Here is a 12,960-nt window from a genome sequence, read left to right as displayed (position 1 = left end):
AATGCAACTCCGGCGAGCTGGAACAGGGGACTCGGGGGGATTGCTGCACGAATTACAACATTTTCTCTTCTAAGTGGGGTGTGGGCGAGCAAATGCTGCATTTCATACAACAATGTTAGTTTAAAGTCGGTGCAGGGAGTCGAATGTTGCATTTTGGGCAGAATTTTGCAGCTTCCCGTAACTAATTATTAGTTTTTATTCTGTTCCAGAGGCGAAGAGGTTAGCGGTAGACAGCAGCTGTTAGTGCCCAGGTGGCAGACAGTTAGCAGTCAGATGGCAGGCAGCGGACGGCAATCAGGAAGCAGTCAGACGGCGGACAGCGAGTGGCAAGAGGTTAGAAGTCAGGCAGCGGTTAGGTTCGACATGTATGCACATTTACTTATTTATCCAATCCATAGAATAGAGTTTTATACTTTTATCTTTTATAGAGTTTTACTAATCCTTTGCCAGCCCAGCAGAAGGATTAGTCTCATATTTCAAGGGCAGGCACAGCAGCCCTTGTATCCCCGGTACACACCCTCCGAAAGGGTGTGTTTGTGTTGCCCTTAAGGTTCACCAACAAAAAGGCAGCAGTAACGGAGGGGATTTTGGAACTGGAGGAGCGGGAGCGTCCGCCTTTAGGTTTGGATTTCTACCGCGAGCAGCGGTCCGAATCAGGAAATCCAAACTGGGCAGCGGCCGGAAGTCCAAAACTCACCGCAGTTACGACATCGCCTTTCTGTTTTATTAACGTTTTATTACCGCTTTATTATCGCCCAAGCACAGACACACCCTTTCCCCCTCACGTTCATATTCTATAGGCAAAAGCCTTTGTAAAGGAGAACGACAGCATGCTGAGGATTAAGCTGAACGAGCTGGGAAAAGGGAATGACAATGGTCTGATTGTGGCGGAGGTATGGCGGTGGGACGGTATCGGCTGGAATGAGTGTATTCCGCAGCAGGAGGAGGATTTCATCCGGGCGGAAGAGGATTTGTTCGCGACGATCCCGGCAGAGGCGGGCTTATACCGTGTAGACTACTCCAAAAAGCCGCTGGAGGCGCTCATTGTGCTCCCGGATGACGGCGGAGGCCTGCGGGCAGAGCTGCTGCATCCGGCTCCTTTTAACCTTAAGGACGGGACGCTGTGGGGATATATCAACAACGACGGCCGGATTGTGATTGAGCCGAGATATGACTATGCAGAGGAGTTTCAGCAGAATGGCCTGGCGGTGGTGCAGCGGGGAAATGTCAGCGGTCTGATTGACAGCTCCGGGCGGGAGCGGGTCAAACCGGTCTATTCTTTTATTGGTCCTTTTTCCGAGGGGCGGGCCGTGGTGTCGGATGCGAAGGGCTACACTTTTATTGATGAAAAAGGCAAAGAAGTGACGTCCGCGCGCTATGACTATCTGAATTCGCTGCACGAAGGCCGCGCACTGTTCTCCAAGCAGAATACTACCGGAGGGAACTCGCTGTATGGCTATCTGGATGCCCAGGGCAAACAGGTGCTGCCAGCCATCTATCTGGACGCCGGGGATTTCTCGAATGGGACTGCACTAGTCAAAATAGCCGAAGGGGAATATGCGCTGATTGATGTTCATGGCGCGATGCTGCATACGTACAAACATCCTTTTGTCGGGTATCCGGGGGATGGGCTGCTGGCCTTTCAGGCAACGCAGGATGGAAAATACGGTTATCTCCACACGGACGGTACGATTGCTATCCAGCCGCAGTATACGGCAGCATTGCCGTTCTCGGAGGGCCGGGCGGTGATTAACACAGCTGCGGATTACGGCAACGCCTACGGTCTGATCGATAAGCAGGGTAAAATGATTATTCCCGCCGTCTACTATGAGGTGCAGCAGCTGGGAGAGAACCGTGTGGCGCTGGGGACCCCGCTGTATGCGGATCAGCCCTACAGAGGCTCCAGCTATGTTATAGCCGATGCGCTGACCGGACGGATTCTCAGCACCCACCCGCTGCTGGGCGTGAACAATTATCAGCAGGGACTCGCGTCGGTGTACGATGCCAAGGATACGTATTTTATTGATACCAGCGGGAAAAAATCCGCCCAGCCTCCGGTCATCCCTGGCTCAGGGTCACTGTCCTTCAGCGGCAGCCTGATCCGTGCGGATATTGATCTGCGGACCTCCTATTATGACCGTAAAGGCAAGCAGGTCTGGCGTCAAAACGGGGTCATACCGCTCAGACCGCCATACTCTGTGCTGGAGAAGAAATACAAGCCGAACCGGGATTATCTGGTCTATTATCCGGTCGTGGAAGGGATCGCGGTTGCCGAGATCTCGAAGGCAGTAAATGACAAGCTGCGCATCCTGTCGCTCCCATACGGCGCGGGGACGGGTGGAGGCACACAGGATTTCAGCTATACGGGAGATTTCGCCGTATCCTTCTTCCGCAAGAATCTGCTGGTGCTGGAGCTTAGCGGTTATCATTTTCCGTTCGGCGCTGCGCACGGCATGCCTACCCGGATCTACGAGCATATCAACCTGCGCACCGGCAAATTCTACACGCTCAGCGATCTATTCAAGCCCGGCAGCAAATATGTGCAGAAGCTCAGTGACATTGTCGGCAAGCAGATTGCGAATGATCCGCAGTATTCCTATGTTTTCCCTGATACGTATAAAGGTATCACAGCGGATCAGCCCTTTTATGTGGATGCGGAGGCGCTGTATCTGTATTTTGCCCCTTATGAGATTGCTCCTTATTCGGCAGGATTCCCAACCTTCCGCATTCCGTATGCAGAGATTATGGGCCTGATTTCGACCGAAGGGGAGTTCTGGCAGTCTTTTCATTAAAATAAATATTATATCGATTGTACTTTGAAGTTTTCTTATAGGGGTGGGCGTGACTCCAGAGAATGTTTGGTCCTCCGGCCGCTGTTGTCCCCAGATTTCTTAATTTGTACCGCAATTTGCGGTGCAAATCCGGTGACAAAGGCGGACGCTATCGCTCCTACAGTTCCAAAATTTTCCTTCACCACTTCCCCTTTAAGTATTTTCTATGCTCAATCTCTATAGAAGCGCCGATATATAGGGTAGACACAGCCGTCCTGAAAAGGACGGCAATGCTGTTTCATATGCCGCTGCTGGAGGGGACAAGCCTCTTTATCTATAAAATTACAAAATTTAGAAGCGCACTGCTGATAGTTTTGTGTTACAATGACTTAGGAACAGATTACAACTTTGTAACATTTGTGGACCGACACCCCTGGCAGCACGAGATACCACAACAAAGATTAAGGAGATGGCAGAATGAAAAGCAATACTTTGAGAAGAGTGATAGGTGGAAGCGTAGCCGCAGTTATGGCGCTTGGCATTTCTCTTCCATTACAAGCAAACGCAGCAGCAGCCGGTGCCCCTACGGCAGCCGGATCAGATATGAATTTCACACAGCTCATGGAATATTTCACGCAGAACAATTCGAAGACTTTTGTACTGGGTGGTAATACTTACACTGTCACTAAAACCTTTGTATACACAACGCCAGTTGCAGCTGCCCCGGCAGCACAGCCGGTAGCTCCGGCTAAGCCGGTTGTCACAGCTGCACCAGTGGCTACAGCAGCCCCGGCAGCAACAGCTAAGCCAGCACCGGCACCCGTTGCCACTGCAAAACCTGTGGTAACCCCGGCTCCGGCTCCATCTGCAGTTCCTGCGGTTGGTACTAACGCCTCAAGTTACACACAGCAAGTAGTTGCTCTGGTGAACAAAGAGCGCGCTGCAGCTGGACTAGCCCCTGTCTCTGCATTGGACAGCCTGAACAAAGTGGCTGCGGCGAAGGCAGCGGACATGCGCTCGAACAACTATTTCTCACACACTTCTCCAACCTACGGATCACCTTTCGATATGATGTCGGCCTTCGGCATTACGTATAAGGCGGCTGGTGAGAATATCGCTATGGGCCAGAAGACCCCTCAGGAAGTTATGACGGCGTGGATGAACAGTCCGGGTCATAAGGCTAACATCCTGAGCGCGAATTTCAACTATATCGGCGTTGGTTTCGATAATAACTACTGGGTCCAGGAATTTATCGGTAAATAATCCGAAGTATCTCAAAGTAACGTTAACTCCGCCCTCCGGCACTGCCGGGGGGCGTTTTTATGTTTTTTAGGATATGGAAGTAATATTGGTCTTTGCACGATCAGCGTAGCGCTATCGTGCCGCAGTACGCGGTCATTGCACGATCAGCGCAGCGCTATCGTGCCGCCCTACTGCTTTCACCGTTTAGGTGTGAAGCGGCGGAGGGGATTTTGGAACTGTAGGAGCGAATGCGTCCGCCTTTGTCTTTGGATTTCTACCGCGAGGAGCGGTTTGAATCAGGAAATCCAAAGACAACAGCGGCCGTAAGTCCAAAATCACCGCAGCCGTGCCCCCCACCTAAACTCACCTCTTTCGTTTGCAAATTGTGCAAAGAAGAATTATGTTTATCTACATAGTTAATAATGCTGTGAATAATGGGCTAAGCAGAAGAGTACGGCAGATGGAGGGATAGCATTGAATGATTCCAAATGGACCTGGAGGACAGTGAGCCTGGTGTCCATCCTGGCAACTTTACTGTTGATTACAGGATTTGTGTATGCAGTGGGCGATATCATGAACCCGAAGGGGGAGCAATTCCTCTCCTCCCTTCCGCAGGAGACGGCTGCAAAGGCAGCCGCGGTAAGTGACGAATACAAGATCCTGGCGCTTGGCGATTCGCTGGCCAAAGGGACCGGCGACAACTCTGGGCAGGGCTTTGTTAAGCGGACCGTGGATGCCTTGTCGGCCAATGGAGGAAAGGCAGAATTGCTGGGCAATATGGGCATTAACGGCCTGACCACAGCTGCCTTGCAGAGCAAGCTTCAAGAGGAAGGGGTGCAGTACGCGCTGCGTCAGGCGAATGTGATCCTGATCTCCATTGGCGGGAACGATCTGTTCCGGGGCTCGGATATTCTGGGCACAGGCGGGAGCAGCGGACAAGCAGCCGCTTCAGCGAAGCCTTCGGAGCAAACGGCACCTCAGAGCACAGCCCCTGCGAATAACAAGGTAGAAGGCGTAGCGCCGGTTCCAACCGCATCTGCGGGTGATCTGACCCCGGAATCGCTCCTCTCCGCTCTGCCCGGGGCCGCTAAACGGCTGGGCAGCATACTGGATACAGTTGCAGAAGTGAATCCGCAGGCCCAGGTCTATTACATCGGACTGTATAATCCCTTCGGAGATATCGAGGGGCTGCTAATTCCCGGTAATCAGGCGGTAACGGCGTGGAATAATGCGGCGATGGATATGATCAACAGACATCAGAACATGACGCTGGTCCCGACCTTTGACCTGTTTGACCGCCATTTGGCGAAATACCTGTCGAGCGATCATTTTCACCCGAACGGGGACGGTTATCAGCGGATGAGCGAGCGGATTGTACAAGCAGTTCGTTGATCAAGAGATTATTCGAACAGAAATGACTGTGGCAAGGAGCTGTATAAAATGGCGAGAACTATTCATGAGGCACCGGGGGAAGAAGTCGTCCTGTCCGCCCGGGGTGTCCGCAAAAAAATCGGCCGCAAATGGATTATAGATGATGTCACGTTTGATGTGAAAAAAGGCGAGATTTTCGGCTTTCTCGGTCCGAATGGAGCCGGCAAAACCACAACCATCCGCATGCTGGTGGATCTGATCCGCCCGAGTGAAGGGATGATTACCGTCTGCGGCTACAATGTGAACCGGAATCCGGAAAAAGCGCTGCAATACGTCGGCTCGATCGTCGAGAATCCCGAGGTCTATACGTATCTGACGGGCTGGGAGAACCTGCAGCATTTCGCCCGTATGCAACCCGGAGTAGACGCGCAGCGGATTAACGAGGTCGTTGAAATCGTGCGGCTCGATCAGCGCATTCAGGATAAAGTCAGCACGTATTCGCTCGGGATGCGCCAGCGGCTCGGTATTGCCCAAGCCCTGCTCGGCCGTCCCCGGCTGCTGATTCTCGATGAGCCGACCAACGGCCTTGACCCCAAGGGGATCAAGGAGCTGCGCGAATTCATCCGTAAGCTGGCAGACGAAGGACTGGCGGTCTTTGTGTCCAGTCATTTACTGAGCGAAATTCAGCTGCTGTGCGACCGGGTAGCCATTATCAGTAAAGGCCGCGTACTCGCTGTAGGCGCTGTAGACGAGCTGGTTGCCCGTAACTCACCGTATGTCCTGTGGGAGCTGGAGCCGCTTCAGCGGGCAAGAGACATCATGGCTAGCCGGCCGGATATCGCTCTGCTTCATCTGGACGAGGTTACCCTGGATGACTCGGTCATCGCAGGCATGGGCGTGAATTCCCTGGTTACGGTGATGGACGAGGAGCTGATCCCGGAGATTGTCGCCGTGCTGGTTGCACAAGAGGTGGAAGTCCGGGCTGTGCATAAAATCAACCCTACACTGGAACAGCTATTCTTGAAGCTAACGGAAGGTGAAGCCATTGACTAACCTGCTGCCGCTCATCCGAAATGAGTGTCTGAAGATTATTAAAAAGAAACGTTTCTATGTCATCTTGCTCATCTTGCTCGTGCTGGTCCCAATGTTTACCTATGCACAAATGCGTATAGCCGAACGCAGCCGTGACAAATTTAACTCTGACTGGAGACTGGAGATCCAGCAGCAGATTACCGACAACCAGAACTCACTCGGCAGCGACCGGATACCGGAGGAATGGAAATCGTACCGGCGGATTTTCCTCCAGCAATTACAGTATTATCTGGATCATGATGTGAATCCGAATGAGCCGAGCGGAGTGACGTTCACCCGGGAGTTTGTCAATAATTCCGTCTCTCTGTTTATTCCGCTGCTGATCATGGCGGTTGCTTCCGACCTGGTCTCCGGGGAGCGGACGACAGGCACGATCAAAATGCTGCTGACCCGCCCGGTCAGACGCTGGAAGGTGCTGTTCAGCAAAATGGCGGCGCTGCTGATGTTCGTCTCGCTAATAGTCCTGTCCGTATTCGTAATCAGCTATCTGATCTCGGGGCTGGCTTTTGGCTATAAGGGGTTCAATGTTCCGGTCTTCACAGGCTTCCAGCTAAACGGTGATACTGTGGATATGACTAAGGTTCATGCCGTAGAGCAGTGGAAGTACCTGCTGATGCAGGGCGGTCTGATCTGGTATGTCAGCATCGTAGTGGCCCTGCTGGCCTTCATGGTATCGGTGCTGGTCCGCAGCACGGCTGCGAGCATTGTAGTGATGATGGCGGCGCTGATTGCTGGAACCATCCTGACCAACATGGCTTCCGCCTGGACGGCGGCCAAATATTTATTTATGGTCAACATGGAGCTGACTACTTATTTAGCGGGCACTCCTGCGCCGATTGAGGGCATGACACTGGGCTTTTCGATGGCGGTTCTGGGCATTTGGGGGCTTGCGGCCGTAATCATTTCATTCGCCGTCTTTACGAAACGGGATATTTTGAATTAGAATGTACAAAGTGAACGAAAACGTTTGTTTGCATTTTAGAGAGATAGGAAGACAAGAGAAGGAGGAGCATGAATGCTCGAACAGATCGATATGTTTGCAAAAGTCTCTAAGAACGGCGAAGCAGCCCGGACTGGATACGATGCTGACGACATTCAGGTGCTCGAAGGTCTGGTTGCGGTCCGCAAACGGCCCGGCATGTATATTGGCAGTACGAGTTCCTCGGGTCTGCACCATTTAGTATGGGAAATAGTAGATAATGCCGTAGATGAGCATTTGGCGAAGTTTTGCTCGAAGATTGATATCACCCTCCGCAAAGACGGATCGGTAACCGTGATTGACAACGGACGCGGAATACCAACCGGAATGCACAAGACAGGAGTCCCAACGCCGCAGGTGGTATTCACTATTCTGCATGCAGGCGGCAAATTCGGCGGCTCTGGCTACAAGAAGTCGGGCGGCCTGCACGGTGTCGGGGCTTCGGTAACCAATGCGTTGTCCGAGTGGCTGGAAGTAGAGATCTACCGGGAAGGCAAAATTCACCGCCAGCGCTTTGAATACTGGGTCGACAAGAGTGGCAAAGAGCATGTCGGTGAGCCTGTAACCGGTCTTGAGATACTGGGGAATACGAATAAAACCGGTTCGAAGATTACCTTCAAGCCGGATATTCGCGTCTTCTCCGCAGGGATATCGTTTAACTATGATACGCTGGCGGAACGGGTGCAGGAGATTGCCTTCCTGAACTCAGGGCTGCGGATCAATCTGAGCGACGAGCGCAGCGGGCGTCAGGATGAATTCTTTTATGAAGGCGGCGCCAGCCAGTTCGTGCAATTCCTCAATGAAGGCAAGGATGTCCTGCACGATGTGATCCATTTCAGCTCCGAGAAGGACGAGATCGAAGTGGAAATCGCGCTGCAGTATAATGCGGGATATACGGAGACCATTGCTTCATTCGTGAACTCCATACCTACACGCAGCGGGGGGACACACGAGACAGGCTTCAAGACAGCCTATACCCGTGTGCTGAATGATTACGCCCGCCGGACGCAGCTGCTCAAGGAGAAGGACAAGAATCTGGAGGGCAATGATCTGCGCGAAGGCATGATGGCGGTCATCAGCATCAAGATGTCGGATGTGGAATTTGTCGGACAGACGAAGGATCAGCTGGGGAGTGCTTCTGCCCGCAGTGCCGTGGACTTCATTGTCTCGGAGAAAATGGCCCGCTTCCTGGAAGAAAACCCCCAGGTGGCGCAGAGCCTGCTGAAGAAATCGATTCAGGCCTCCAAGGCCCGTGAAGCGGCCCGTAAGGCCCGTGATGAGATCCGCAGCGGCAAGAAACGCAGCGAGAGCTCGAACCTGGGCGGCAAGCTGTCGCCTGCACAGTCCAAGGACGTTACACGTACCGAGATCTTCATCGTGGAGGGCGATTCGGCCGGAGGCTCTGCGAAGCAGGGCCGGGATTCCAAGATTCAGGCGATCCTGCCGCTGAAGGGCAAGCCGATGAACCCGGAGAAGGCCAAACTGCTGGATATCCTGAAGAACGATGAATACAAGGCGATTATTTCGGCAATCGGTGCGGGAATCGGGCCTGATTTTGCCGTGGAGGACAGCAATTATTCCAAAATCATTATTATGACCGATGCCGACACGGACGGAGCGCATATCCAGGTGCTGCTGCTGACCTTCTTCTACCGCTACATGAAGCCTCTGATCGATGCCGGTAAAGTCTATATCGCTCAGCCGCCGCTGTATAAGCTGACGCGTAAATCGGGTAAGCTGGAGACGGTCCGCTATGCCTGGAGCGATGAGGAATTGCAGAATTATCTGAAGGAATTCGGGAAGAATTTCGAGCTGCAGCGGTACAAAGGACTGGGTGAGATGAACCCGGACCAGCTGTGGGAGACCACGATGAATCCCGATTCGCGTACGCTGCTTCAGGTGCAGATCGAGGATGCCGCCAAAGCCGAACGCCGCGTCTCCACTCTGATGGGTGATAAAGTCGATCCGCGCAAGCGCTGGATTGTCGAGAACGTCGACTTCACGGAGATCGTGGAGTAAATGTAAGAGAGTAATGGGAAGTGACGATTACTTCCGCGTTTTAATTTTTTGATGATTGGTTTACGCGCAGCGGTTGGTTCTTGAATTCAATGGATTGTGAACTATGTTTTGTTAAACTGATACAAGGGAAAGTAACGGAGGGGATTTTGGAACTGTAGGAGCGTCAGCGTCCGCCTTTGTCTCCGGATTTTTACCGCGATCAGCGGTTCTAAATCAGAAAATCTGGAGACAACAGCGGCCGAAGGCCAAAATCACCGCAGTTACGGTCTTACCTGTTATCAAAATATTGTTTGGTTTTTGAATTTATTAACGCAAGAGCGCAGCGGTCAGATCATCAATCTTTAAAAAAGCGGACAGAATGAGGAACAGAAGGTGAAGAGGATATGAGCAGTTTATCAGAGCAATTTTTGCCGGCTTTTCTGGAAGAGGTCGTCGGTGACCGGTTTGGCCGGTATTCCAAATATATCATTCAGGACCGGGCGATCCCCGATGTGCGCGACGGGCTGAAGCCCGTGCAGCGCCGGATTCTGTATGCCATGTACGATTCCGGCAATACGCCGGATAAGCCATACCGCAAGTCAGCCAAAACCGTCGGTGATGTCATGGGTAACTACCATCCCCACGGGGACTCCTCGATCTACGACGGGATGGTGCGGATGGCACAGCCGTGGAAGATGGGGCATGTGCTGGTAGATGGACATGGCAACTGGGGTTCCATGGATGATGACCCGGCAGCGGCAATGCGTTACACAGAAGCGCGTCTGTCTCCGATTGCCATGGAGATGATGCGCGATATTGAGAAGCGCACCGTTCTGTTCAAGGACAACTTCGATAATACGGCCAAGGAGCCGGTGGTGGTTCCCTCCCGTTATCCGAACCTGCTGGTGAACGGGACCAGCGGGATCTCAGCCGGATTCGCCACGGAGATTCCCCCGCATAACCTGCGGGAAGTCATTGACGCTTGTATTGCTGTCATGCAGAAGCCGGACATTGCACTGGAGGATATCATGACCTTCATCAAAGGGCCGGATTTCCCGACAGGCGGAACCATTATGGGCGGAGACGGCATTATGGATGCTTACCGAAGCGGTAAAGGCCGTATCTATCTGCGTTCCAAGACGGAGATTGAGAACCTGCGCGGCGGGAAGCAGCAGATCGTAATCACCGAGGTGCCTTTCCAGATCGTGAAGTCACGGCTGGTGACCTCCATGGAGAACATCCGTCTGGAGAAAAAAATCGAAGGAATCGCCGAGGTCCGCGATGAGAGCGGCCGTGAGGGCCTGCGCATCGTGGTGGAGCTGAAGAAGGAGGCAGATGCACAAGGCGTCTTAGCCTACCTGCTCAAAAAAACCGACCTCCAAGTCACCTACAACTTCAATATGGTTGCCATAGTTAATAAGGCTCCGCAGCAGCTGGGGCTCAAAGCGATCCTTGAAGCCTACATTGCCCATCAGCGTGAAGTGGTCACCCACCGTACCCGGTTCGATCTGGAACGGGCGGAGGACCGTGCCCATGTCCTGGAGGGACTGGTCAAGGCGCTGAATATTCTGGATGAAGTCATCGCTGCCATCAAAGCTTCGAAGAACCGTCAGGATGCCCAGAATAATCTGGTATGGATGTTTGGCTTCAGCGAACGGCAGGCGGATTCCATCCTTACCTTGCAGCTCTACCGCCTCACTAATCTGGAGATTAACTCCCTTCAGAAGGAACTGGATGAGATGCTGGCCCGGATTGCTGTGCTTCAGGGGATTCTGGATAGCGACAAGAAGCTGATTACCGTTATCCGCAAGGAGCTGCTGGAGATCCGTGACAAATACGGAATCGACCGCCGTTCCCTGATTCAGGGAGAGGTAGAGGAGCTTAAGGTCAACATGGAGGTTCTGGTTAATGCGGAGGATGTGCTGGTTGCACTCTCTGCGGACGGTTATATCAAGCGGACCGGTATGCTGTCATTCACCCGTTCGGGCGGGGAGCGCCACTCTTCAGGTGTGAAGGATGGCGATCATATCGTCAAGCTGCTGGATCTGAATACCCGGGAGAGCCTGCTGGTCTTCACCCGCAAGGGTCAATACTTCCTGCTTCCCGTTCATCAGATTCCAGAGTTCAAATGGAAAGATCCGGGGACGGCCATCGTTAACGTGCTCGGACTGGCGAAGGGAGACGGTGTCGTCAGTGTGCTGCCAGTCGGCAACCTGGAGGATCCGCAGGCAAGTCTGGTCTTCATCACCCGCAAGGGCCAGGTGAAGCGTACAGAGCTTAAGGAGTACTCCACAAGCCGTTCCGGAGCCGTTGCCGCCTGCAAGGTGGCCGAAGGCGATGAGATCATTACAGTCGCGCAGAGCAGGGGTGACAAGGACATCGTGCTGGTTACCCGTGACGGTATGAGCATCCGTTTCCGTGAGAATGAAGTGAATCCTATGGGCCGGGTGGCCACAGGAGTTAGGGGAATACAGCTCCGTGAAGGAGATGAAGTGGTCTCCTGCTTCTGGGTCAGTGAGGATGAAGGCGAGATTCTGGCTATATCCGACATCGGCTATGCCAAGCGTTCCCTGATGGTGGATTATCCTTCCCAGAGCCGCGGAGGCAAAGGGATGCCAACCTTCGAGTTCAAGGAAGGCAAGCGTGTCCGCCCGAATGGCAGCAGGCTGGCAGGCGCATTCTATTGCAAGGAGCCGCTGGAGCTGACCGCTATCACCCAGAGCGGCGTTGTACATTCGTTCTCCTCCGAGTCGGCACCGATTGCTGAGCGCCGTTCTACAGGCAAGCAGCTGGTTGCTGTCGAGAAGAAGGACGAGATCTCTATTCTTTTTCAGGCCGTCAAGTAAGAATATAAGACCGCATGGAATGGCGCGGGCAGCTCAGGAGTAACGGGTTGCCTGCGCTTTTAATTTGGGGGCAACAGTTGCAGATAAGATTTTATTTTTCGTCCTTGAAGGATTTGGAATTTTTCTGGCGAAAAAGTTAATATACCGGATAGAGATCCGCAGGAAAGGAAGGAATAAGTGTGCACTCCACTGAATTCAGTAAAATCTGGCATAAGATATTAAAGGACTATAAGCTACATATGGACAGCAAGCTTGCCCCTACACTGACTGATGCCCAGCTAACCGTACTGGAATTGCTGCAGGAGCGTGATGCGATGAAGCCTTCTGATTTGGCCCCTCATCTGGCGACCAGCCCGGCGGCCGTGACGATGCTGCTTGACCGGATGGAGAAGCATAATCTGATTGTTCGTGAACGCGATGCCGCGGACCGCAGAATTGTCTGGGTGAGCATCACCGAGACAGGCCAGCAGGAGACGCTGCGCGGACTGAAGGTCCGCAGTGACTTTTTTGCAGAAGCGCTGGACCCCATTTCCTCCCATAACCAGCAGCTGCTGCTCTACCTTATGGGAAAGATGGCGGTTGCCCCGGCAGTGGACGCCGCAGCTTCGGTACAGTCCGTATAAGCACCAACTGAGAACCTATTCATTTATTAATGTAAAAA

General features: G+C 53.0%; 8 protein-coding genes. All 8 read left to right on the top strand.

Going from position 1 to position 12,960, the window contains the following annotated elements; translation table 11 throughout:
- The first annotated feature begins 830 nt into the window (after positions 1-830).
- The 8 genes from MKZ07_RS11095 (at position 831) to MKZ07_RS11060 (ending at position 12,922) form a co-directional block, all read left to right on the top strand.
- Positions 831-2,792, top strand: coding sequence for a WG repeat-containing protein (locus MKZ07_RS11095; RefSeq protein WP_341025832.1), 1,962 nt, complete (start codon positions 831-833; stop codon positions 2,790-2,792).
- Positions 2,793-3,248: 456 nt separating this feature from the next.
- Positions 3,249-4,034, top strand: a complete 786-nt coding sequence (locus tag MKZ07_RS11090; RefSeq protein ID WP_076156747.1) for a CAP domain-containing protein — start codon at positions 3,249-3,251, stop codon at positions 4,032-4,034.
- Between the two features lie 453 nt (positions 4,035-4,487).
- Positions 4,488-5,405 carry a GDSL-type esterase/lipase family protein gene (locus MKZ07_RS11085; protein WP_051494024.1) on the top strand — a complete coding sequence of 306 codons (918 nt, stop codon included), beginning with the start codon at positions 4,488-4,490 and terminating at the stop codon, positions 5,403-5,405.
- A 48-nt stretch (positions 5,406-5,453) separates the two neighbouring features.
- Positions 5,454-6,437, top strand: coding sequence for an ABC transporter ATP-binding protein (locus MKZ07_RS11080; protein ID WP_036700740.1), 984 nt, complete (start codon positions 5,454-5,456; stop codon positions 6,435-6,437).
- Positions 6,430-7,419: an ABC transporter permease gene (locus MKZ07_RS11075; RefSeq protein WP_036700746.1), complete on the top strand. Its 990-nt coding sequence runs from the start codon at positions 6,430-6,432 to the stop codon at positions 7,417-7,419. Before MKZ07_RS11080 ends, MKZ07_RS11075 begins: the two co-directional genes overlap by 8 nt.
- A gap of 72 nt (positions 7,420-7,491) precedes the next feature.
- A complete protein-coding gene (parE, locus tag MKZ07_RS11070) occupies positions 7,492-9,474 on the top strand; it encodes a DNA topoisomerase IV subunit B (RefSeq protein ID WP_036700752.1) in 1,983 nt (660 codons plus the stop codon).
- Between the two features lie 383 nt (positions 9,475-9,857).
- Complete coding sequence (gene gyrA, locus MKZ07_RS11065) at positions 9,858-12,299, top strand: DNA gyrase subunit A (protein WP_036700755.1); 2,442 nt, start codon at positions 9,858-9,860, stop codon at positions 12,297-12,299.
- A 179-nt stretch (positions 12,300-12,478) separates the two neighbouring features.
- On the top strand, positions 12,479-12,922 hold the full coding sequence (locus MKZ07_RS11060; protein WP_036700758.1) for a MarR family winged helix-turn-helix transcriptional regulator: 444 nt from the start codon (positions 12,479-12,481) through the stop codon (positions 12,920-12,922).
- The last annotated feature ends 38 nt before the right edge of the window (positions 12,923-12,960 follow it).

Origin of the sequence: Paenibacillus sp. FSL P4-0338 (genome assembly GCF_038002365.1) — a bacterium.
Classification (GTDB): Bacteria; Bacillota; Bacilli; order Paenibacillales; family Paenibacillaceae; genus Paenibacillus_AQ.
The sequence above is the reverse complement of the archived record's forward strand: the minus strand, read 5'-3'. Positions and strand labels throughout refer to the sequence as shown.